Origin of the sequence: Colwellia sp. MB3u-41 (assembly GCF_014076845.1) — a bacterium.
GTDB lineage: Bacteria > Pseudomonadota > Gammaproteobacteria > Enterobacterales > Alteromonadaceae > Colwellia_A.
This window is the reverse complement of sequence record NZ_JACGUT010000082.1, coordinates 129,978-152,171: the sequence shown is the minus strand read 5'-3', so window position 1 is coordinate 152,171 and position 22,194 is coordinate 129,978. Positions and strand designations below refer to the sequence as shown.

The following is a 22,194-nucleotide window of genomic DNA, read 5'->3' as shown; positions in this document are numbered from 1 at the left end:
AAGACGACAGCTTTAATAAGGCCAAAATATTCTGGCATAATTAAATGTAATTGGTTGGCTTAGGTAAATGTAATCAAGTGGCACTGCTGCTAGAGGTTTTCCAAGTGAATGCGTAAGTTACAAAGCAACAATAACTTACACATTTTGTTAGACGATTTTATGTTTAGCTGTCCAAAGATGTGCTAATTCTAACGCTATTGTTGCCGCGGCTAATGCGGTAACTTCACTGTGATCATAAGAAGGAGCGACTTCAACGACGTCCATACCAATCAGGTTAATGCCCACTAAACCTCGCAATACCTTCAACACTTTATCTGTGGTTAAACCGCCACATACTGGCGTGCCTGTTCCTGGAGCAAAGGCGGGATCTAAGCAATCAATATCAAAGCTTAAGTAAACAGGCATATCGCCGACTCTTTCTTTAATCCTTTTTGTTATCTCATCGACACTCAGATCATTGGCTTGCATGGCATTAATGACAGAAAAACCATGGTCTTTTTCTTTGTAATTCGTGCGAATACCCACCTGAATAGATTTATCTTTATCAATAAGGTTTTCTTTTGGCGCATGATAAAACATAGTGCCGTGGTCATAACAACTACCATTACTATAAGTATCGGTATGAGCATCGAAATGTATCAGTGCCATCGTGCCAAATTTCTTTGCATAAGCGCGTAGTATCGGCAAGGTAACAAAGTGATCGCCACCTAACGATAAAACGGTTTTATCTGCGTCAAGTAATTGGCCTACAGCCGTTTCAACTTGCGTACAAAAGTGCGCTGAGTCCCCAGGAGAAAAAACCAAGTCACCCACATCAATTATTTTACAATGTTTTAATAGGCTAAAAGGCCAAGGAAATCGTCGACCTTCCCAAGCCAAATTAATCGACGCTTGCCTAATAGCCATAGGGCCCATTCGAGCGCCTGAACGACCAGTGGTTGCCATATCATACGGCAAGCCTAAAACAACAATATCAGCAGCCGACTCAATGGGATTTTGCACCAAAGGCTGACGTAAAAATGTCATTGCATTTGAGTAAATAGACTCATCAACTTGATTGAAAATATTTTTCATGTCGCTTATTCTCTACAAATCTTCAAGGTAGGTATAGCCTTTTAAGCCATCAACTAACTCTTTATAAACTTCTTCACCTTCACTTTTTGATAATCTAGCATCGATAAGCTCGGCATAAGTTTGTTGAAATAACTTTGCGTCTAAATGCACATAATTCAACATGTCTTCAACGGTGTCACCTTGATTAATTTCAGTGATTTCTGCTTCACCGTCGTCATTAACGAATACGACAGCACTATGAGTGTCACCAAATAAATTATGCATATCTCCCAAAATTTCTTGATAAGCACCGACTAAGAAAAACCCCAATAAATAAGGCTCATCTTCTGTCCATGCGGGTACGGGTAGTGTGCTTTCAATACCTTGTCCATCAACATAATGATCAATAGTGCCATCAGAATCACAAGTAATGTCTAATAACACGGCTCGTTTTTCATGTGATTTTTCTAAGTTACTTAATGGTAATACGGGAAAAACCTGATCGATCCCCCATGCATCTGGAAGTGACTGAAATAAAGAAAAGTTCACAAAAAATTTATCAGCAAGTTTTTCGGTTAAATCATCCATTATTGGACGATGAAAACGATTTTTACCATCCATTAATTTATTTAATTCGTAACAAATACGTAAGTTAATTTGTTCAGCCCAAGCGCGTTGAGTTAAATTTAATAATCCCATCGAAAACTGACTATGTACTTCAGCTAAATCACTTTGTGTGTCGTGATAAATTTCAATCAGGGCGCGATCATCATTACGGTCATTTAATTGCGCTAACGAACGCCACATATTACTTAATAAAATAGATTCATCAGGTGTTGGTGCTGTTATGTTTTCTGGCTCATAAGACTCAGCACCAATAACATTGGAAATAAGTACCGCATGATGTGCGGTTAATGCTCTACCTGACTCCGAAATAATCATAGGCATAGGTTGATGATAACTCTTACAAATATCACCAATCGTATGGACAATATTATTAGCGTATTCGGCAACACTGTAGTTCATTGAGTTATGCGATTGGCTTCGTGTACCATCATAGTCAATGGCTAAACCACCACCGACATCCATGCATAAAATACCTGCACCGAGTTGGCGAAGCTCACAATAAAAGCGCGCGGCTTCACTAACGCCCAATCTAACATCTCTTATATTGGCTATTTGTGAGCCTAAGTGAAAGTGCACAAGTTTTAACGCGTCAAGCATGTTTTCTTCTTTGAGTACTTTAACAACGTTGAGTACTTGTGAAGCTGATAAACCAAACTTTGATTTCTCACCACCACTGGCTTGCCATTTACCTTTACCTTGAGAGGCTAAACGAACACGTATGCCCAATCGAGGTTCTACATTCAGTTTTTTTGCTTCCGTTAAAATCATCGCCAATTCAGACATTTTTTCTAAAACAATATGAACTTCGTGTCCTAACTTTTCGCCAATTAACGCTAAACGCACATACTCTCGGTCTTTATAGCCATTACAAACAATAACCGATGAAACCTTTTGAGCCATCGCCAAAACAGCCAATAATTCTGCTTTACTGCCAGCTTCAAGGCCTAGCTGCGTGAACTCTTTATTATTTTGGCTAGCCAAAATTTCATCAACCACTTCACGCTGTTGATTGACTTTAATCGGATAAACTAATAAATATTTTTCCTGATAATCATAGTCTGCTATCGCTTTATTAAAAGCTTCACACAAACTGTGAATGCGATGATGAATTATTTGTGGAAAACGCACGAGTGCAGGGAGTGTTAAGCCCTTATCTTCGATCATCTTAGCGATACTGATTAAATCTACTGTGTGTTCTTGATGATCAACTTTCGGTGCAACATATACGTTTCCTGCATCATTGATACCGAAATAGCCTTGACTCCAATGACGTACATTATAGTGTGCACGTGCGTGATCAAGATTATCTTTGTTCATTAACTTTCCTTTACGCTTTCCACTGAATAATAGAATGAGAATTCTTCTTGGGTAATTAAGGCGAATTAGAATTTAAGAGTCGATTAATGTCAAACAAAAAAAATAATCGCTTATGAAAATTATTATTGATGAGTGGCTGAAGGGGAAGTATTTAAAGGGATTTTAACTGTTTACGTTACAAGGCTAAGGTGTTTTTTCAGCGTAAAAAAAAACCTTAGTATTGCTATTAAGGTTTTGTCAGTTTATTGCTAAATAGAGAGGTGACCAGTGTTATGGGCACTGTGCTATTTTTTAACCCATTGGCCAGTACTATTTTGGATAAAATGCCCCGACTGAGTTTTAGCAAAAGCTTTCTTACCCGCTAAAGCCGTTACTTGCTCCATGGTAATTTTATTTTGACGCGCTAAATTCATATAAATACTCTTACGCTTTTCATTAACACTCATGACTAAGCTTTTAGCTTCTGCGTTATCAACAACGAGGCCTAAGTAACCATTAGACATTTCACCGACTAAGCCTTGCTCTTTTGCATCGTCAAGAGAAATAGCCCAAGCAGAAAAAGCCAGGGTAGAAATAAACAGAACACAGGTGAGCTTTTTTATAATTTTGTTCGTTAAATTTTTCATTATATCTCCTTAAAATATGTCGCTTTCAGCACTAAATATATCATCTAGTTCTTTATCTACTTTCACTTTTATTTCATGATCAATTTTTAAATTTAAATTAATTGTGATCGGCTCTTTTGCGCTAACTTCTATCTTATGGGTGCAGGCACTCATGATAAAAACAGTGAATACTACAGTGAGTATTTTACTCATACTTATCCCTTATTTTTTTGTAAACCTTTGAGAATACTTTCTTCAAAACGTTGTGTTATTGACAATGACTCAAGTAAACCCAGTAAATCGTAACTCAAGTTCAAATTCAAATTTACATCGTTATCAAGATCTGGATTACGACCTTTGATCACTGTGTCTAACTGCATGTATCCGTCGTCTGCCATTGAAACTGCTGATGAAAGCTGATGATAATGCAAGTTCTGCAATGCATCAAATGCTAGTTTTAGCTGGCTGTTGTTGGCTTTTAGTGCTGCTACTGCTGGATTGTCAATAACCTGTATTAGCCCGTTGCTCGTATTGTGTAGTTCACCTTCTTTAATCATATATTTGTCACCATCAAAAGTAACGGGAAGTTGACCTGATATTTTACCTGTCACCACAATACCTTGTTTTTCATCTAATGCTAAGACTTGCTCTAAGTCTATACTCTTTAGCTGAACGTTAACTGAATTCCCGTGCTCGAAAGGCCAGTTTATAGTTGGAACAAAAAAACTGCCGCCTAAAACATCGGCTTTAAGTTTGTTTGCTGAAAGCGTAAAGGTTTTGTCAACTGTCCAACTCGTGTTAATTGACAGCTTTGAAACAGGGGTAACGGTTTCAATTAATTCAATGGTTAAGTTGTCTTTTACATTAGGTATTGTCGTTATTTTACCTGCATGTATCGATAAATGTTCTTGCCAGTTTAATTCTTGCAGCCAGATGCCATTAATTTCACCACTGAGTGATGTTACAGCAACCGAAACACTAAGTGGTGTGTTTTCAATATTACTTAACGCGTTTATTTGCCCTGATATGTTGTAATCTAGTCTGCCGTCAATTAGTTCAATTTTAGTGGGTAATTGTATATTTAAGGATAATAAATCAGTGAGTTGTAACTTCTTTGCATAAACTTCTATGCGAGGCGACTTTACTGGGCCAGTAATAACAAGGTTACCCAGGTTAACGCCGTCTGCCGTTGCGCTCGCATTGAGGTTTATGTCATTAAGACTGCCTTTAATTTCACTAAAAAGATTAAACGAACTTATTTTCAATGCATTGGGCACATTTACTTGTGAAGCTCTGTTATTAACCTTTAAGTTTATATTAAGGGTGTTGTTTTCTAAGCGTTGTACGCTACCCTCTAGCGTTGTTGTCAATGTTTTTAGGCTTACCAGCGCTTGGGGTTTCTTTGTCGCTAAAGTGTGCTCTGCTTTTTTCTGTTTAATGCTATTTTTAAGAGCAGTTGTTTGTTTAAGCACAACAATATTGCTCAATGTGATTGAGGAGTTTTCAGTTAATATAACCGTTGTTTCTTGTTTGGTTTGTTTTAGTGAGCCGGCCAGGTGAAGAACGGCCGGCGCCGTGGTAAATTTAGCCATGCTTAACAGTTTAAGTTGACTATCAATAGTAAAACGACCTATTGCCAATATAGAAGGTGTTTCATCACTTTTAATGCTGCTTTTAGCAACCTTGTTGTCCGCGCTAACTCTCGTGTCTGTTATGGCACTATCACCGAGTGCTATATTTGAGTGGGGTTGGATAAAAGTAATATCATCAAGTTTAATTTTATGGAGTCGTTCATTGCTACGCGCATTTATTTCAAGATGACTAAGATAACCCTTATTATCATTAAGTGTTACTAAGCCATTGCCCTGAAACTTTAACGTTAAATGTTTTAAAGGGTTATCTTTAAGTATTGAGATAATAGTGGGGGAGAGCTCGATTTGCTCTAAGGTTTTTAAAAACTGTGGCTGACTATATTCCAATATTAATTCATTTTTTCCCGTAAAGGTTAACGCTACTTCTGTATTGTTCTCATCGGCTAGGGTCTTTTTAATCTGACGGGGTATTGCTTTAGTCGATTTTTGGGGAATTAAATTGAATTGACTCTTAACGTTTAGTGCCCCAGAAAGCTTAAAAGCGCCGCTATTATCAATGCCGACAGCAGAACTTATTGAGATGTCGGTAATATTATTTTGTAGAGTAAAAACATCTGCCTGATATTTTATGAGTGAGTCGATATTACCTGATACTTCGATAGCAGCTAAGTGGTTTGCTAATGCTGTCGTTATAGGTAATTGATGAGTACTAACGAAGCTTTTCAGTAAATTTAATTGACTTGATAACGCAACGGAAAACCCTTTTTCTACTTGGGTTAATTTAGCCTTGATAAATGGTATGTTTTCAGTGTTTTTTAATGAAAATGATAACGTGTTATCTCGTGTCGATAGTTTAGCCGTATATAAATGCTCGTCTTGCTTTATGGTTTTTTTATTGGGCGTGTTCACTTTATGAAGAACAATAAAAGGTAAATAGGAAATGCTGTCGATATTAATGGTTATCGGTAATTTGAATTGTGTAACCTGCTCAGCATAGGGTCTTAATATTGTTGACAATAATTGGCTAAAATTTTCATTGTTTTTATTAGTTGAGGGAAGGTCATTTACTTTGGAAAATAAGTGATCTGTGCCTTTAATTTTTACCCGACCAACATCAATATCGGTTATTTTAAAATGGGGGGAATACCGCCAATGTATGGTCATATCAACCATTTCAATATCAGCTTGAGACGATTGTAAACATAACTTATCGACGCTGATGGCCAAATTTCGGGCAAAGCTGATATCTAGGCAAGTAATATCTATGTTAAGCGAGCTCAATTGCGCTTGTGCGACGTTATTGATGATGGAGACTCGTGCACTATAAATAATAGTTAACGTAGTTAATAAGGTGAGAACAGCAATTAAAATTAATTTAAAAAATCGCACTTAGGTTCCCTTGCCATAGTTACTTTGTCTTTGAACCAAAGTAGAAAAAATATATTAATTGAGATAAAAACCTGATGCTGGCTTGTCGGCAATACCTTTATTGTCGAAACACCTAACAGGGTAGCCTAATTTTACTCAGTAGAATATAGCGAGTCATTGGTTAAGCAGCATAATGCTGTGGCTTCTCTTTTTAAATAGCATGAAGCGCTATAAGGATTTCTCATTTATTAAAATGCATCATACAAGATAAAAGTTCACAAGTGAGAAAGGCTTATTAGCCATACTCAAGAAATAGCGATGTTGTTATGTGTAGCGTGAACATCATGTGAATTCGTTTATGTTGTCGAAGACTTATACGACAAAATAACCTTTGTATCTCAAAGTAGCACCTGAACCGTTATAGATTCGATTTAGGCGCTTTGATTGTGCAGATATGCTAGTGGTTAATGTATTCTATCAATAAAAAATGACCAACTAAGCTTTGTTATGCTCAGTAATGCTATATAAATCGTGACGTCTATCTCGCATGGTATGCACAGATCCATGGCTATGTAACTGCTTTAATAAATCTATATTTACGTCGACGATAACGGTCATTTCTGAATTTGGTGTTGCTTCCGCTTTAATACCTGTAGTGGGGAAAGCAAAGTCAGACGGCGTAAAAACGGCAGATTGCGCATATTGAATATCCATATTATTCACTTTGGGCAAATTACCTACTGCGCCAGCAATAGCGACATAGCACTCATTTTCAATCGCTCTTGCCATCGCACAGTGACGTACTCGCGTGTAACCATTTTGGGTGTCGGTTAAGAACGGCACAAACAAAATATTCATCCCTTGATCAGCAAGTATTCTAGAGTACTCTGGAAATTCAACATCATAACAAATCATGATACCAACTTTGCCACAGTCAGTATCAAACACCTTAAGGTTTTTACCACCCACCATAGACCAGCTACGTACTTCTGCTGGCGTTAAATGAATTTTATCGTAACGTTCCCATGAACCATCCCGGCGACACAAAAAGCCGGAATTATAAAGATTGCCATCAACAAAAAACGGCATACTACCGGTAATAATATTAATATTATAACTAATCGCAAATTCGATAAATTTATCGCGAATTTGTTCAGTATATTCTGCTAACCGGCGAATACTTTCAGTTAAACGTAAGTGATTAAATTCGGCCATCAATGGCGCATTAAACAACTCAGGAAACAAGACAAAGTCACTTTTGTAATCTGAGACTGCATCAACATAAAACTCCATTTGTTCAAATAAATCATCAATGCTTTTCATGGAACGCATTTGCCATTGCACTAAACCTAAACGAACTTCTGAGCGCGGGGCATTGATCAGTTTTACTGATTTAGTATAAAAAATATTTGGCCATTCAAGTAACGTGGCATATTCCATTGATTCCTTATCACCCGATAAGTAACCGGTCAGTAACTTGCGTACATAAAAATCATTAGCAAGCTGAAAACTTAATACGGGATCATATAACTCTTTAATTTTAACTTTTTCAATGTACTGCTTTGCACTGATTTTGTCTGAATACTGTGCATAGTTAGGCATACGACCGCCCGCTACAATGGCGCGCAAATTCAAGTTTTCGCAAAGTTCTTTGCGCGCATCGTACAAACGTCTAGCCAAACGTAAACCACGATAATCAGGGTGAATAAACACCTCAATTCCATACAAAGAATCACCCTTGGGATCATGATTGTCAAAGGTCATATCGCTCGTGATTTCAGCATAAGTATGTTCATCACCAAAATCAGCATATTCAATGATTAATGAAAAGGCACAACCGACTACAATGCCATCAACAACCACACAGATTTGTCCTTCTGGAAATTTAGTTAATAAGGCTTTTACCGTAGATTCATTCCACGTTGCTAATGCTTTATTAAGGTAAACTGATTCACTTGCGTGTCGAAGCTCTGTCATATCTTGTAAAGTTAAATGACGGACGGTAACGCTATTTGCTTCCATTTATATTCCTAATCGATATGGGTCATAATTATTCTTTTCTCTCATCGTAGAGTGCAAAAAGACGATTATTGTGATTTGTATACCAAAAAATCAACTTATACAAGCATATTAAAAAATGTAGCAAAACGGTCCCAGCAGTGCGTAGGGTTAGAGTTGTGTTAGTTTTTAAGGTTGTAGTACCTAGTTGTGGGTTGAACGGTTAAATCAGCTTATAGAATGATTTGTCAGCAGGTGTCAGCTCTTGATTTCTAAATAACTCAAGAACAAACAAAAAATAACAAACGACAAATTGCAAAAGAGAATTAATAGTGCCGACTGCCGGAGTTGTTATGCTCACAACTTCTTTGATTCTAATTAAATCACTAGATTGCTTATAACGTTATTTTTCATTTGGCAACTAAGTATCAAATTTTATTTTTAGAGTGAATTCACTTAGATATGATAGTAAGTTAACCAATAGTTAAACTTAGTGAGTGAAAGACATGAATATTAATGAAATAGCTGAAAAGAACTATCTTTGGGTAGAAAAAATGGGCTGGCACAATAAAACGACTTTAGAAGCCCTTGCTTTAGTTGCCTCCGAAGTAGGAGAAGCGATCAATGAGTGTCGAAACGAAAAGCCTACGGATGCTTTTGGAGAAGAATTAGCCGACATTATTCTTAGGGTGTTAGATATTGCCCATTGGCAAGAGATAGATATTGAACAAAAGATTCTTGATAAAATGGCCAAAAATGAAAAAAGAGGCACGAGGGGAAGGTTAAAGTGAATTTTTTGAAATAGCTACGCGTCTTTGTAACTTACTTTGTTGCCCAGCCCGTTATACAATCTCACTTTTAGGTAGCTCAATGATAAACTGACATCCTCTTAGTTTTGATCTGCTAAGTTTACAGCTCGCTTTGTGCCATTCACAAATTACGGGTGCACTTGAAATTCCAGGCTATTCATCATACTTACACCCGATATCAGAACGCCTACTTGGAGAATAGGCCATAACGTTGATCCCAATAGACTTTTTCTCGCTGAAGATGATGGAACTACGCCTATTATTGAAGGCGCCAAAATAAGTTTATTTGACGTAAGTAATATGAATAATCCCCTTGAAATTAAATCTATTGTTTATGAAAACGGTTATACCCCTGTTGAATTTGATTATCATGCGTTAACCTAACTAAAAACCGACAATAATACCCATCGCTTTGGTTTACCGGTAGAAAGGTGGTTATTAGAAAGTGTAGTGGATCGTTTAACAGGGCAAGAGTTTAACATTTGGATGCCAGACAATTCCCTAGAGCTAATTGAAGTTACTGGTAACGATGTTGATGCAACCTTACTTTAAATAGGTAGCGTTAAACCAGTCGTAAATTCAGAACCTTCGGAAGCGAATTATGTTTCGGGGTGCGATGATCGAGGCATATTCCACAATGATGATATTTATTATCTGCACGGTAATAGTCTTTGGAAAATTTTATGGCAAATATCTGAAATAACTACAGGTCCATTCTAATAAACTAAAGCGTCTAAATGTTTTAATAAAGCCTAGTGATAAATTTATCACTAGGCTTTATTTGTCTCTGAATTAATAGTGCCAACAACAAAAGTCTAATTAGTATCTACTGATTCCAAGGTAACGCTTGAGAAGAGTTCTCTACTGTTAATATAGCTTCAGTGTATAGTATGCGTGCCTTTATAAAATAATAGCCCTAGACGCTTAAAGTAGGATTTTGTACTAATGATGTAAAACGTTGTTTTAGTTTATTGAAGACTGATTGAAATCATAAATCAGTTTTCCAAAATATCTATAGTTTAGGGGAATGCTAAATTATGTTTATTGTGAAATGGGTACTCTTTGCTCCATTGCAATTTTTGCCAATAAAAAAGGTTTTAACACTTGCATTGATACTTTGCCAAAATCCCAGAAAACTTTAGTATTTGAATTAATGTTAATCGCAACCGATATATTATGCTCAGGCAAAACCATCAACCAGCTTTGAGCGCCTCTTGAAACCCCACCATGGTTAGCAAAGGTTATTTCTCCAACTTCTGGGTCAATGTTTCTTGTCAAAACTCGCCAACCTAGTGAATAGCCATCGGGGGTTTCGCTTCCGTCTGGTAATTTTTGCGGTGTCCAAAAAACACCACGTGTTTTGGCTGAGATAAATTCATCATCCAAGAAAGCGTTGCCCACTTTAACAAGATCTGAAGAAGTGGATATAAAGCCACCACCAGCTAACCTATGGCTAAGGTCAACATCGCGCCATTGTCTGACTTGGGTCGAACGTCCGTTATTATTCCAATAAAACTTGGCTAAATTTTTAGAATTTTCTCCTTGAAACTCAGCCAAGGTCGCGTTCATTTTAAGCGGGTCAAAGACTTGTTTTTTCATAATTTCAAGATAAGGCATATTCGCGGCATTCTCCATAACAGCACTAAGTAAAACTGTGCCAAGTGTTGAATAGGAAAATTGTGTTCCGGGCTCAAATAAAAGTTCGCTACTATCAAATATCGAAAGCGAATCTTCAACATCTTCATAGCGGGTAGATAACGTTAACGTTTTGTATAATCCTACATAATCAGTATTTTGTTTATAGTGTGGCAGGCCTGCCATATGTGAAGCAAGTTGACGGCTAGTGATGTCTTTCCAAGCATCATTAGACAAGTCCTTCATATAGCTAGAAATATTCTTATCAAGATCAATCATCTTCACATCATACATTCTCGCAAGAGCCGTTCCTGTTAATGCCTTTGCGGTACTGCCAATTCTAAACTGGGTATTCGTAGTAACCGGCGTTTTATTTTCTATATCTGACCAACCAGACGCACCAGCCCAAACTAATTTACCGTCAATAGATACGGCAGCTGAAATTGCTGGCGCATTAATCGCGACTTTATGTGTTGTTATTACATCTAATGCTTTGTTTGCTGCTTCTGTGTAGTTCTCTTGATAGAGTATTTGGTCGGTTGGGCTAGTTTTCGGTATTTCATCAAATTGATAAAATGGAAGAAAACTCACCTTGTTTTTGTGGGCCATACTCTCATAAATTGGCCAAATTAATATGAACAGAGTTGCGAATAAGCCGATACTAATAATTTTAACTTTTGTGAACTTTAACATGTAAATTACTCTTTGAAGTTGATATGTAAATGCTAAACAATTCGGCCCATTAAAACTTATCAATACTAAAAAACACTGATCATTTTTGAAATTTATTGCGATATTCTTTAGGTGTCATGCCTTTTTGCGCTTTGAATGTACGATTAAAGGTGGCAATTGACCCATAGCCCAACTCTAAAGCTATTGTCAAAATAGGTTTGCGAATGAACGTTATATCTTCAAATTGTACACATGCCGCGGGAATTCGGTAGCTGCTTAGAAAGTCTGAAAAATTTCTAAAGCCTAAATGTTTATTAATTAATTCACGTAATTGATGTTCTGGCATTTTAAGTTTGTTTGCCAACTGTTTAATTGATAACTGAGTTTCCGTATAAAAGCCATCTTGCATTAATTGATTAAGTTGTTGATAAACATTTTTAAAAACTAGCGGGATAGAAGGGGGATAATTATCATTGTCTTTTATTTCTTCAATTGATGCGGTTTTAGTTTTTTCTGTGAATCTATTATTAAAATAGTGCCAACTAAAAAAAGAAGTTGAAACTAAAATGAGTCCTGCATTTACGAGACTAAAAATAGAAGAGTCTCTTATTGCCGCATTACCTAACTCCAATATCAATATCAATATTAAATATATACAAGTGCAAATTATCGTGACTAACCTAGCATTTCGCCTCGCTTGAACTAAATCATCTGGAAACTCTTGTACGGCAACATAAATAATATGGATGATAAAAAAGAGCTGTATTACATGGTTAACTTGATGAAAACTGCCACTTCCTTTGATGTAACCAAAAAAGTATATAAACCAAAGTAACATTAATCCAATGCTAACTTTAATCCAAATGGACCATTTCGTTGGTTGAAAATTATCTTTGAAATGTAATAAAACGAGCAACCAAAGTAAATAAGGTGCAACTTCGGTGAAAAATAAAAGTATGCCTCTTAATATGCCGTAATAGTGATCAGGTATGGGGGCTGTCAGCAAAAGATAAGCACATAAACAAATATTAACTGAAACCGCTAATGCAGAAGATAAGTTTTGGTTCTTTGATAATATGTAATGGCACAATAAAGAAAGTTGACCTACAGCTAAAAATCTCAGGAAAAGGTCAAAAATATCAGCAAATGATAGGTACATTAATCACTTTTTAGTTAATAAACAGAAAATAAAACTTTAACATATATATGAATGTTCTGGGTTGAATAGCATTATTTACACAATATTCGTTTTTTAGTACTGAAAATTGGACTAAGAGAAATGCAGTGTCTTAGCAGGGGATTGGATAGTAATGTGTGTCGTGGCTATTAGCTTATTAGTATAAACGATGTAAATAACGCACAAAGTACAGAGTAGGTGAGGTAAAGGTGCTAATCGTTACTACTGAGATATTCTCTATAGTTTGTTAAATTTCAGACGAAAAAAAACCTTAACATTGCTGTTAAGGTTTCGTTTCTTCTCCGAAGAGAATAAATGGTGCCGACTGCCGGAGTCGAACTGGCGACCTACTGATTACAAGTCAGTTGCTCTACCAACTGAGCTAAGTCGGCACACGAAGAACGTGTGCAGTATTATTTAGTTACGAATAATACTTTGGCACCGAATAAATGTTTCTTTTAAAACTAAGCAACAAATATTCAAATAGTGTATGAATAGATGGTGCCTCGACCCGGAATCGAACCAGGGACACGAGGATTTTCAATCCTCTGCTCTACCGACTGAGCTATCGAGGCAGTGTCTAATCTGCTGTCTTTTCGGCTTTGCCTTGAAGACGGGGCGTATTAAACTGTTTTTCGTTTTGTTCGTCAACCCTTTTTTTTAAATAAATGTTTGTTTGCTTGTTTTTTCTGCTTATTGTCGGAATAGTCAGCGTAAAATCGTTATTTAATCAAAATATTCAATAAAAAAAGTTGTTCCGTCACTACTTTTTAGGTGGAACGTAGCCTTCAATTTCTGGTTCTTTTCCTTCAAAAAGATAAGCGATCATGGCTGTTTCTAAAAAAGCACGGTCATTTGGCTCCATCATGTTCATTTTTTTCTCATTAATAATCATGGTTTGTTTTTGTTGCCAGTTTTTAAATGCTTCTTGACTAATGTTATCAAAAATACGTTTACCCACTTCTCCTGGGTAAAGTTGAAATCCTAATCCTTCAGCGTCTTTTTTTAAGTTTTGACAAAATACTATACGGCTCATAAATTATTTCTCTTGTTCTTGGTTATAAATTTTCGACAAATACTACTCGAAAACATCATGGCTTTAATAAAGTGATCAGTTTTTGTGTTGATGCTGCTAAGCCAACCGATGCTGTTGTGGCTAAATTGTACCACTGTTGTTGGCTGTTTTCGTTGATTTCTTTTATAGATAACTGTTCACAGTCAATCACTATTGGCTCAATATCTAAATGAAAATGGCTAAAGGTATGACGAAACTTTGTTAACGATTGCACTGAAGTTTGTTTCAGGTGAAGTTTTGCTAATAAAATGGCAATCTCATCTTCGTGCTGAACTTCTAAAAAGCACCATAAGCCGCCCCATATTCCACTCGGTGGACGTTTTTCTAATAAAACTTGATGGTTAATACGGGGTATTACCATGATCGTTTGTTTTTCAGGAATGGTTTTCTTTGGTTTCTTTTGTGGATAGCTACTTTGTTCGCCCAACGAAAAAGCTAAACAACTTTCATTTAATGGGCAAAGTTCACATTTAGGTTTACTGCGCGTACAAATCAGTGAGCCTAAGTCCATCATCGCTTGGTTAAACTGCGCAACACCTTCTTTGGGGGTTAGTGCTTCAGCAATAGGCCACAAGGCTTTCTCATACTTACTTTGGCCATTATGGCCTTCAACCATATAGCAACGTGCTAACACACGTTTTACATTACCGTCTAGAATGGCGTGATGTTTGTTGAGTGCCAAACTTAAAATAGCACCAGCGGTTGAGCGGCCAATGCCGGGTAGGGCAATTACTTGCTCAATGTTTTCGGGGAAATTCCCTTGGAATTGTTGATGAATGATTTTTGCTGTTTTGTGTAAGTTACGTGCTCGAGCGTAATAGCCTAAACCTGTCCAGTGATGTAACACGTTGTCTTCATCTGCTTTGGCCAAATCTTCAATGGTTGGGAAACTGTCCATGAAACGTTGATAGTAAGGAATAACGGTTGCTACTTGGGTTTGTTGCAACATTATTTCTGAGATCCATACGCGGTATGGGGTTTTATTTTGCTGCCAAGGTAAATGTTTTCGACCTTGGGCTTGGTACCAGTCGAGTGTTTGCGTGGCAAAATACTGCGCTGATTTTGATGATATTTGAGTTTTATTTGTCATAGGCGCTTAGTTTACCTAAAAAGTGGACACGAATAAATGTGCATTTTTTATTGCAAAAATTTATAATGCCATTATGCTCTCGTCCATATAAATATCGAGATTATTACTCAAAATGTACTCCCCAAGTCTTAAGGAATTAAAATGAAATTAAATGCTAAAAACCGTAACCGCCGTTTACGTAAAAAATTACGTGTTGATGAATATCAAGAATTAGGTTTTGATGTTGCTTTTAAATTAGCTGACGGCACTGATAATGATACCGTTGATACCTTTTTAAATAACTTTTTCAATGAAGTTATTCAACCTAATGGCTTAGGTTTTGGTGGCGAAGGCGACGTGTTATGGCATGGTATCGTGTGTACTCAAAATATTGGTAAATGTACCGATGAACACCGCACTACTGTTGAGTCATGGTTAAATAAAAATGGCGCTACAGCCGTTGCTGTTAGCGAGCTTTACGATGTTTGGTGGGCTGAATAATTTTATTTTTATAAATGAGCTTTGTTTGGCACTATTAGCATTTTTTGTGTGTTTCAGTGCTATTGTTTATGCAGTATAAGCGCAGGCTCTGAAATTTTTCACAGCTTTGTTTAAAGCGCATTTATTTAGAATTAAACTTGGATTATATTGAAGAAATGTATGACAGATAAAACAGAAAACAGCCACAAGACCGTTGAACAAGCCGAGAAAGAAGGCAAATATATTCGTAAAGTGCGTAGTTTTGTTAAGCGCGAAGGGCGCTTAACAAAAGGACAAGCGAGTGCTTTAGAGCAGTTTTGGGCAACCATGGGCTTGAACCATTCAGACGCAATGATTGATTTTGCTCAGCTATTTAATAACAGTAACCCTGTTATTTTAGAAATCGGTTTTGGTATGGGGAAATCTTTAGTTGAAATGGCAAAAAATGCCCCAGAGCTAAACTTTGTTGGTGTTGAAGTGCATCGCCCAGGGGTTGGCGCTTGTATTTCATTAGCAAAAGAAGAAGGCGTTGATAATTTAAAGGTTTTTGAACACGACGCGATAGAAGTGCTCGCTGATTGTATTCCTAATAGTTCGCTAACGACGGTGCAATTATTTTTCCCTGACCCGTGGCATAAAAAGAAGCACCACAAACGTCGGATTGTTTCTTTAGAGTTTGTAGAAACTATCCGCCAAAAGCTTAACGTAGGTGGCGTTTTTCACATGGCTACTGACTGGGAAAATTACGCGGAATGTATGATCGAAGATATGAATTCAGCGCCGGGCTATAAAAATTTAGCAACCGATGGTGATTTTGTACCGCGCCCAGATTCTCGCCCATTAACAAAATTTGAGAACCGCGGTAATAATTTAGGCCATGGCGTTTGGGATATTCAATTTAAACGCCAAGATTAACCTAAAGCGAACAACTAATTTAAGTATTCTTGTTCAACGTGGAAAAGATGCTGGCTATTACGCAAGTTACCAGTATCTTTTAACCATTGCGTGCTAATAATCTCTCGCTGTAAAGCGGCTTGTAAAATACGTGCTTTATACTGTGACCAATAATAAATAGTCGCGTGTTGATGAGCCTCGTTATTTGGAAATACCTCACTTCTATTTTCTTCTAATTCAGCTAATATATTAGCGATGACTTTCGGTTTTAGTTCTTCTTCAATTCGTTGCTTGAATTTAGTAAAGCGTTTTGCTTTAACTAATAACCACGCCATCCACAATATAACGGCTATGGCAAAAAAAAATACAATATCTATACTCATGACTTATTAATTCTCTAGAAATATTAATACCAAATCTCACTCATTATGTGATCATTTATACCGGTTAAAATCGCCAACTACGGCGTTATAAAATGCATAAGTAGAATAACAACTTACTATATTTATGCCTTGTATTTTCCACTATATCGCCAGTATAAAATAGCTCATCTACGTTATGAAATTGGTATAAGCATCTTATCAGTCAAATTCAATTTTGCTAAAGTTTATTTTTATTTTATAGCGTTGACTTGAGTTAACGTTAAACAGGCTGTTTTTCAATTATTCACGGCTTGAGTTAAACACTAAACTGTGCTTTTTCATGCATCAGCAATTTTGCTTTTAAGGCTAAACCACCTGCATAACCAGTTAACTTTCCGTTGGCACCAATAACGCGATGACAAGGTATAATTAACGCGATAGGATTTCTGCCATTTGCTGCTCCTACTGCTCTTACAGCTTTTTCATTATTAATTCTTTTTGCTATCCATAAGTAACTTTTTGTATCACCTTGCTTAATCTTTAGTAATGCTTGCCATACTTTTTGTTGAAAAGGTGTGCCTTGTGGCGCAAGAGGCACATTAAAAGTGGTTCGTTTACCTAAAAAATACTCTTTAAGTTGTTGGCATACCTCAATGAAGTGGCTGGGGCTTTCGGTGTAATTGTCATCAATGATCAAGGGCAGTGCGCCTTCTTGAAAAGCTAGTGCGGTTAAGCCTTGTTCATTAGCGGTTAAAGCTATATCGCCATAAGGAGAGGGAGTGAGCGTAAAATACATTATTATTCCTTGGTTAAAGCGTGTTCACAATAAATCACGAAGATAAGCAACCCTGATATTTATCACCGCAATTATTTAATCGTCGCTAACTTAAGTCTGTACTGCAGAGCAAGAACTTTTAAAATATCTCGCCAGCTAACAATTCCAATAGGCTGCATGCTATTATCTACAATAGGCAAACATGAAATATGATTGTCATAAAATAGTAATACCGCGTCATTCAAACTCGTCTCTTTTTCGGCCGTTATCAAGTTTCGGTTCATGATTAAGTGCAGTTTTTTTTGTAACATTGAATGGTCACGAGGTGTCTCGTTTTTAGTACCAATGGTTGGACTTAAATGCTTGTATAAATCTCTATCAGTCACTACTCCAACCAGCTGCTTATCGCAGAGTATTAAGATATGGTGAATGTTATGTTGGTCAAATATTGCTTTGGCTTTACTTAAATCGTCATCAATTTCGAGTGTAATTAAGTTTTTCGACATGACTTTGCTTAAGCTCATTATTTCATCCTCATATTTTATTTTTATCTCATCATCAAGATAAACAAAATTTTCTTAGTTAACAATCACCGTTTGATTAAAACATCAGGTTTTATCATTTATGTATAAAGTAATCGTTGGCTGTAACAAAAATGTCATACAACTGTCTTATAATTGGAATCGTACTAAAGTTTCCATAATTGAAGGTGTTTTAAGTGGCAATTGCATTAAAATCGACTGGCCCACGTCAGTTGAAAAATACATTAGCACAATGGTTAATAACAGTAGGTGGCATAAGTGTTTTATTTACACTGGTGCTCATCTTTTTATATTTACTCTATGTGATAAAACCTATTTTTGAGTCGGCAACAATAGAACCTGTTAGTCAATTTGAAATAAGTACGGCAGCACCCACGTTATCAACAGGTGTTGATGAACTCAAAGAAGTTGCTTTTCAAATTACCCAACAAGGTGATATTAATTTTTATCAATTAGTTAAAAGTGCTGCTCATGACAAAGGGACGTTAGTACTCAATGAAAAGTTATTGAGTGATAATAGGACCCTCACTAAAGTTGTTCATGCAGGCAGAGAAAATAAATTATTAATTGATAGTGAAGGTAGCGTACAACTTGTTGCAGCTAAATTCTTTTCAAATTTTGATTCTGGCACACGTGAGATTATTCCAAGTGTAGCTTATCCATTGGGTGAAAATTCAATACCTGTTGATGAAAATGGCGAAAACTTTACCCAACTTGCCTTTAGTATGAACGATGAAAAAGCAGTTTTTGTTGCTTTTACGCAAGACCAGCGTTTAATTAAAACAAGTTTAATCGCCGAAGATGACTTTACTTACGACAGCGCGTTTGAGGCAGTTTATCAAGAAATTGATTTTCCAGTTGATCACGTTAACGACATTCTAGTTACACCAGATATGGGGTTAGCTTTTGTTCGCAGTGATGATCAAATTTTTGTTTTTGATCTCACAGATGAAGATGATGTCGAACTTAAAGCCACCATTATTCCATCATTAGAGCAAACGAGCACTAAACCTCATCATATTACTTCTATGGCATTACTTTCAGGTAGTAGCTCAATTTTATTGGGTAGCAGTGCCGGTAAAGTGTCGCAGTGGTTTGAAGTGGCTACTGACAATGGTCGTCAATTTAAAAATGTTCGTACTTTTGATGTTAGTGAAACTGAAGCTATTACGCAAATTCATACCGAACAATTTCGTAAAAGCTTTTACACCCTAACGCCATCTGGAAATATGGGTGTTTTTTACACCACCAGTGAAGCAGATTTATGGCGTGGCCAATTAACAACAAGTGAGCCAGCAGTATTTGCTATTTCACCTCGTGCTGATGGCCTAGTGATTATTGATAATAAGCAGTTAAAAATATTCAGCGTTGAAAATGAGCACCCTGAAGTAACATGGAGCGCGTTGTGGGAAGAAGTGTGGTATGAGGGTTACCCTGAGCCTGAATATATTTGGCAATCAACGTCTGGTTCAGATGATTTTGAAGGGAAATTTTCTTTAGTACCTATTTCATTTGGTACGATGAAAGCAGCCATGTACGCGATGTTATTTGCTGTACCTATCGCGTTAAGTGCTGCTATTTATACCGCGTACTTTATGACCCCAGGCATGCGCCGAAAAGTTAAGCCTACTATTGAGTTAATGGAAGCATTGCCTACTGTTATTTTAGGGTTCTTAGCAGGTTTATGGTTAGCACCGATAATAGAAAATTATTTACCTGCAATAGCAATGTTATTAATTATGTTGCCACTTTCGGTATTTGTTACCGCATTTGCTTGGCATAAGCTGCCCAAAGAAATGAAAAACACTATTCCTGAAACATGGGCACCGATCATACTTGTTCCGGTGTTATTGATTGCGGGGGGCAGTGCCTTTTTGTTATCACCCTTCTTTGAAACTTTGTTTTTTGGTGGTGATGTTCGACAATTTATCACTAACGACCTAGATATAGACTTTGACCAACGCAATTCATTAGTGGTTGGTTTAGCGATGGGGTTTGCTGTAATACCGACCATTTTCTCTATGGCAGAAGATGCAATCTTTAGTGTACCAAAACACTTAACCAGTGGCTCTTTAGCGCTTGGTGCAACGCAGTGGCAAACGCTTGCAAAAGTGGTTTTGTTAACTGCTAGCCCAGGCATATTTTCTGCGGTAATGATGGGGTTAGGTCGGGCTGTAGGCGAAACTATGATCGTTCTTATGGCAACAGGTAATACCCCAATCTTAGATTGGAGTATCTTCCAAGGCATGCGTACGTTAGCGGCCAATATCGCTGTTGAAATGCCAGAGTCTGAAGTCGGTAGTTCGCATTATCGAATTCTCTTTCTAGCCGCTTTTGTTTTATTTGTTTTCACCTTTATTTTTAACACGTTTGCTGAGCTGATACGTCAGCGCTTACGTGAAAAATATAGCTCGTTATAGTTAAGGAACTGAGTTTATGAATAGTTGGTTTAAATCTGGTTCTCCGTGGGTGTGGTTATCTGCTGGCGGAGTAAGTATCAGTTTAATTTCAGTTCTAGGTTTATTGTGGTTAATTGCTTCACGCGGATTATCGTACTTTTGGCCTGCAGACATTTATCAATTTGAGACGGTAAATGAACAAGGACAGGCAGTTACAGTTATCGGCGAGATATACGATCGAGAGAGCCTTCCTACTAAACAGTTGTCGCATTTAAATTTAGGTTTAGATCCAAATAAAGAGACCATTGAACGTATCTTGGTTAAAACGGGTAACCGTGAATTAGTCAGTTTAGATTTTCGTTGGTTATTAATACCATTGATTAACAAAACGTCGAAACCGGAAGAGTTAGTGGTGGTTGAACGTCGTACCAATGGTAATTTTTATGGCTACATTGAAGGAATTATTTTAGACGGTAAGCCTGAAAGTATTGAAAAAATGGCTGAGTTGGTTGAGCGTGTTGATGACTTTCAAGAAGAAATGGAAGAATTACAAAAAGCTGATATCGGCGCTATTAATTATCAAATAGAGCGTTTGCGTTTGAAAAAGCGTAAACACATACTTGATGAAACATTAACACTAGAACGTGAACAAGAAATTGATGACGAAGTTGCTCGTTATAACGCTGATTATCAAGTATTAGAAACTAAGTTAATGGCTATTCGTGACAAAGTATCTCGTGACCAATTAGTGGTTCGTGCTATGGGTGGCGAAGTTATAGAGATAAATTTTGAAGAAATACTCAAAGTAACTTATAACAATAAATTATCTGTTTTTGGTCGTGCATCAGTATTTATTCAGCAAATTGGCAGTTTTTTAGTTGATGACCCTCGAGAAGCTAATACGGAAGGTGGTGTATTTCCTGCTATATTCGGTACTGTATTAATGGTTTTATTGATGACGGTTGTTGTTGCTCCCCTTGGAGTGGTTGCCGCTATTTATTTGCATGAATATGCTGGAAAGAATGCGCTAACGAAATTACTTCGTATAGCGGTAATTAACTTAGCGGGTGTACCGTCAATTGTTTATGGTGTATTTGGTTTAGGCTTCTTCGTTTATATGGTGGGTGGCAGTTTAGATCAATTATTTTACGCTGAAACTTTACCTAGCCCAACCTTTGGTACACCAGGGGTTATGTGGTCTGCATTAACATTAGCGATATTAACATTACCCGTGGTCATTGTATCCACTGAAGAAGGTTTATCTCGAATTCCATCTGCAATGCGTCATGGCTCGTTAGCCTTAGGCGCGACAAAGGCTGAAACGTTATGGCGTATTATTCTCCCTATTGCCAGCCCTGCGATCATGACAGGTATTATTTTAGCGATTGCGCGTGCAGCCGGAGAAGTTGCACCATTGATGTTGGTTGGTGTCGTGAAAATGGCACCTAATTTACCGCTTGATGGTAACTTTCCATACTTACATTTAGATCGTAAGTTTATGCATTTAGGTTTTCATATTTATGATGTCGGTTTCCAAAGCCCTAATGTGGAAGCGGCACGTCCATTAGTGTTTGCTACTGCATTTTTATTGGTGACCATCATTGTTTCACTGAATATGACAGCGGTTACTATACGCAACCGCTTAAGAGAGAAATATCGCATGTTAGAGCATTAATTTTTATCGTTCACCCTGATTATTAGGCTTAATTAGGCTTAATTAGGCTTAATTAGGGTGACACTTTCCT

Annotated in this window: 20 protein-coding genes and 2 tRNA genes; 7 read left to right on the top strand and 15 right to left on the bottom strand. The window is 37.0% G+C overall.

Annotated elements, in window-relative coordinates:
* Positions 1-147: 147 nt before the first annotated feature.
* The 6 genes from speB to H4J73_RS14455 form a co-directional block, all read right to left on the bottom strand.
* Positions 148-1,074, bottom strand: coding sequence for an agmatinase (gene speB, locus H4J73_RS14480; protein WP_182177031.1), 927 nt, complete (start codon positions 1,072-1,074; stop codon positions 148-150).
* A 12-nt stretch (positions 1,075-1,086) separates the two neighbouring features.
* Positions 1,087-2,997: a biosynthetic arginine decarboxylase gene (gene speA / locus H4J73_RS14475; protein ID WP_182177030.1), complete on the bottom strand. Its 1,911-nt coding sequence runs from the start codon at positions 2,995-2,997 to the stop codon at positions 1,087-1,089.
* 284 nt (positions 2,998-3,281) lie between these two features.
* Positions 3,282-3,623, bottom strand: coding sequence for a YdbL family protein (locus tag H4J73_RS14470; protein WP_182177029.1), 342 nt, complete (start codon positions 3,621-3,623; stop codon positions 3,282-3,284).
* Positions 3,624-3,632: 9 nt separating this feature from the next.
* Positions 3,633-3,815, bottom strand: a complete 183-nt coding sequence (locus H4J73_RS14465; protein WP_182177028.1) for a YnbE family lipoprotein — start codon at positions 3,813-3,815, stop codon at positions 3,633-3,635.
* 2 nt (positions 3,816-3,817) lie between these two features.
* The gene (locus H4J73_RS20825) at positions 3,818-6,583 is read right to left on the bottom strand and encodes a YdbH domain-containing protein (RefSeq protein ID WP_182177027.1); all 2,766 of its coding nucleotides are present in this window, start codon (positions 6,581-6,583) and stop codon (positions 3,818-3,820) included.
* A 474-nt stretch (positions 6,584-7,057) separates the two neighbouring features.
* Positions 7,058-8,584, bottom strand: coding sequence for a carbon-nitrogen hydrolase family protein (locus tag H4J73_RS14455; protein ID WP_182177026.1), 1,527 nt, complete (start codon positions 8,582-8,584; stop codon positions 7,058-7,060).
* 482 nt (positions 8,585-9,066) lie between these two features.
* Between H4J73_RS14455 and H4J73_RS14450 the strand changes: the two genes are divergently transcribed.
* The 3 genes from H4J73_RS14450 to H4J73_RS21035 all read left to right on the top strand — a co-directional run bounded on the left by H4J73_RS14450 (position 9,067) and on the right by H4J73_RS21035 (position 9,753).
* Positions 9,067-9,351, top strand: coding sequence for a MazG nucleotide pyrophosphohydrolase domain-containing protein (locus H4J73_RS14450; RefSeq protein ID WP_182177025.1), 285 nt, complete (start codon positions 9,067-9,069; stop codon positions 9,349-9,351).
* Between the two features lie 130 nt (positions 9,352-9,481).
* Positions 9,482-9,571 (top strand): beta-propeller domain-containing protein, encoded by a 90-nt coding sequence (locus H4J73_RS21040; protein WP_182188807.1) that lies wholly within the window; start codon positions 9,482-9,484, stop codon positions 9,569-9,571.
* The gene (locus H4J73_RS21035; protein WP_404851962.1) at positions 9,532-9,753 is read left to right on the top strand and encodes a beta-propeller domain-containing protein; all 222 of its coding nucleotides are present in this window, start codon (positions 9,532-9,534) and stop codon (positions 9,751-9,753) included. Before H4J73_RS21040 ends, H4J73_RS21035 begins: the two co-directional genes overlap by 40 nt.
* A gap of 657 nt (positions 9,754-10,410) precedes the next feature.
* Here the strand turns inward: H4J73_RS21035 and H4J73_RS14440 are convergent.
* From H4J73_RS14440 to mutY, 6 genes are all read right to left on the bottom strand, one after another.
* Positions 10,411-11,613: a serine hydrolase gene (locus H4J73_RS14440; RefSeq protein WP_182177024.1), complete on the bottom strand. Its 1,203-nt coding sequence runs from the start codon at positions 11,611-11,613 to the stop codon at positions 10,411-10,413.
* Between the two features lie 163 nt (positions 11,614-11,776).
* Positions 11,777-12,835 (bottom strand): AraC family transcriptional regulator, encoded by a 1,059-nt coding sequence (locus tag H4J73_RS14435; RefSeq protein ID WP_182177023.1) that lies wholly within the window; start codon positions 12,833-12,835, stop codon positions 11,777-11,779.
* Between the two features lie 334 nt (positions 12,836-13,169).
* Positions 13,170-13,245, bottom strand: a tRNA-Thr gene (locus tag H4J73_RS14430).
* A gap of 107 nt (positions 13,246-13,352) precedes the next feature.
* Positions 13,353-13,428: transfer RNA gene (locus H4J73_RS14425), tRNA-Phe, on the bottom strand.
* A gap of 188 nt (positions 13,429-13,616) precedes the next feature.
* Complete coding sequence (locus H4J73_RS14420; protein WP_182177022.1) at positions 13,617-13,889, bottom strand: oxidative damage protection protein; 273 nt, start codon at positions 13,887-13,889, stop codon at positions 13,617-13,619.
* 55 nt (positions 13,890-13,944) lie between these two features.
* Complete coding sequence (mutY, locus tag H4J73_RS14415; RefSeq protein WP_182177021.1) at positions 13,945-15,018, bottom strand: A/G-specific adenine glycosylase; 1,074 nt, start codon at positions 15,016-15,018, stop codon at positions 13,945-13,947.
* A 141-nt stretch (positions 15,019-15,159) separates the two neighbouring features.
* On the opposite strand from mutY, the gene H4J73_RS14410 reads away from it, so the two are divergent.
* Both H4J73_RS14410 and trmB read left to right on the top strand, forming a co-directional pair.
* Entirely contained in the window at positions 15,160-15,498 is a 339-nt protein-coding gene (locus H4J73_RS14410; protein ID WP_182177020.1) for a 50S ribosome-binding protein YggL, read from the top strand.
* A 159-nt stretch (positions 15,499-15,657) separates the two neighbouring features.
* The gene (trmB, locus tag H4J73_RS14405; RefSeq protein WP_182177019.1) at positions 15,658-16,392 is read left to right on the top strand and encodes a tRNA (guanosine(46)-N7)-methyltransferase TrmB; all 735 of its coding nucleotides are present in this window, start codon (positions 15,658-15,660) and stop codon (positions 16,390-16,392) included.
* A gap of 14 nt (positions 16,393-16,406) precedes the next feature.
* Here the strand turns inward: trmB and H4J73_RS14400 are convergent, their stop codons facing one another.
* The 3 genes from H4J73_RS14400 to H4J73_RS14390 all read right to left on the bottom strand — a co-directional run bounded on the left by H4J73_RS14400 (position 16,407) and on the right by H4J73_RS14390 (position 18,032).
* Positions 16,407-16,754 (bottom strand): hypothetical protein, encoded by a 348-nt coding sequence (locus tag H4J73_RS14400; protein ID WP_220459969.1) that lies wholly within the window; start codon positions 16,752-16,754, stop codon positions 16,407-16,409.
* A 295-nt stretch (positions 16,755-17,049) separates the two neighbouring features.
* The gene (locus H4J73_RS14395; RefSeq protein WP_182177018.1) at positions 17,050-17,529 is read right to left on the bottom strand and encodes a methylated-DNA--[protein]-cysteine S-methyltransferase; all 480 of its coding nucleotides are present in this window, start codon (positions 17,527-17,529) and stop codon (positions 17,050-17,052) included.
* A 71-nt stretch (positions 17,530-17,600) separates the two neighbouring features.
* Positions 17,601-18,032, bottom strand: coding sequence for a CBS domain-containing protein (locus H4J73_RS14390; RefSeq protein WP_182177017.1), 432 nt, complete (start codon positions 18,030-18,032; stop codon positions 17,601-17,603).
* Between the two features lie 194 nt (positions 18,033-18,226).
* Between H4J73_RS14390 and H4J73_RS14385 the strand changes: the two genes are divergently transcribed.
* Both H4J73_RS14385 and pstA read left to right on the top strand, forming a co-directional pair.
* The gene (locus H4J73_RS14385; protein WP_182177016.1) at positions 18,227-20,470 is read left to right on the top strand and encodes an ABC transporter permease subunit; all 2,244 of its coding nucleotides are present in this window, start codon (positions 18,227-18,229) and stop codon (positions 20,468-20,470) included.
* A 16-nt stretch (positions 20,471-20,486) separates the two neighbouring features.
* Entirely contained in the window at positions 20,487-22,124 is a 1,638-nt protein-coding gene (gene pstA / locus H4J73_RS14380; protein ID WP_182177015.1) for a phosphate ABC transporter permease PstA, read from the top strand.
* Positions 22,125-22,194 lie beyond the last annotated feature (70 nt).

Bases quoted from the DNA above. Each gene is read 5' to 3' on its own strand.
- speB (WP_182177031.1), bottom strand. From the start codon at position 1,074: ATGAAAAATATTTTCAATCAAGTTGATGAGTCTATTTACTCAAATGCA.
- H4J73_RS14450 (WP_182177025.1), top strand. From the start codon at position 9,067: ATGAATATTAATGAAATAGCTGAAAAGAACTATCTTTGGGTAGAAAAA.
- H4J73_RS14390 (WP_182177017.1), bottom strand. From the start codon at position 18,032: ATGAGCTTAAGCAAAGTCATGTCGAAAAACTTAATTACACTCGAAATT.
- H4J73_RS14410 (WP_182177020.1), top strand. From the start codon at position 15,160: ATGAAATTAAATGCTAAAAACCGTAACCGCCGTTTACGTAAAAAATTA.
- trmB (WP_182177019.1), top strand. From the start codon at position 15,658: ATGACAGATAAAACAGAAAACAGCCACAAGACCGTTGAACAAGCCGAG.
- H4J73_RS14440 (WP_182177024.1), bottom strand. From the start codon at position 11,613: ATGGCCCACAAAAACAAGGTGAGTTTTCTTCCATTTTATCAATTTGAT.
- pstA (WP_182177015.1), top strand. From the start codon at position 20,487: ATGAATAGTTGGTTTAAATCTGGTTCTCCGTGGGTGTGGTTATCTGCT.
- H4J73_RS14470 (WP_182177029.1), bottom strand. From the start codon at position 3,623: ATGAAAAATTTAACGAACAAAATTATAAAAAAGCTCACCTGTGTTCTG.
- speA (WP_182177030.1), bottom strand. From the start codon at position 2,997: ATGAACAAAGATAATCTTGATCACGCACGTGCACACTATAATGTACGT.
- H4J73_RS14395 (WP_182177018.1), bottom strand. From the start codon at position 17,529: ATGTATTTTACGCTCACTCCCTCTCCTTATGGCGATATAGCTTTAACC.
- H4J73_RS14420 (WP_182177022.1), bottom strand. From the start codon at position 13,889: ATGAGCCGTATAGTATTTTGTCAAAACTTAAAAAAAGACGCTGAAGGA.
- H4J73_RS14455 (WP_182177026.1), bottom strand. From the start codon at position 8,584: ATGGAAGCAAATAGCGTTACCGTCCGTCATTTAACTTTACAAGATATG.
- H4J73_RS14400 (WP_220459969.1), bottom strand. From the start codon at position 16,754: ATGAGTATAGATATTGTATTTTTTTTTGCCATAGCCGTTATATTGTGG.
- H4J73_RS14435 (WP_182177023.1), bottom strand. From the start codon at position 12,835: ATGTACCTATCATTTGCTGATATTTTTGACCTTTTCCTGAGATTTTTA.
- H4J73_RS14465 (WP_182177028.1), bottom strand. From the start codon at position 3,815: ATGAGTAAAATACTCACTGTAGTATTCACTGTTTTTATCATGAGTGCC.
- mutY (WP_182177021.1), bottom strand. From the start codon at position 15,018: ATGACAAATAAAACTCAAATATCATCAAAATCAGCGCAGTATTTTGCC.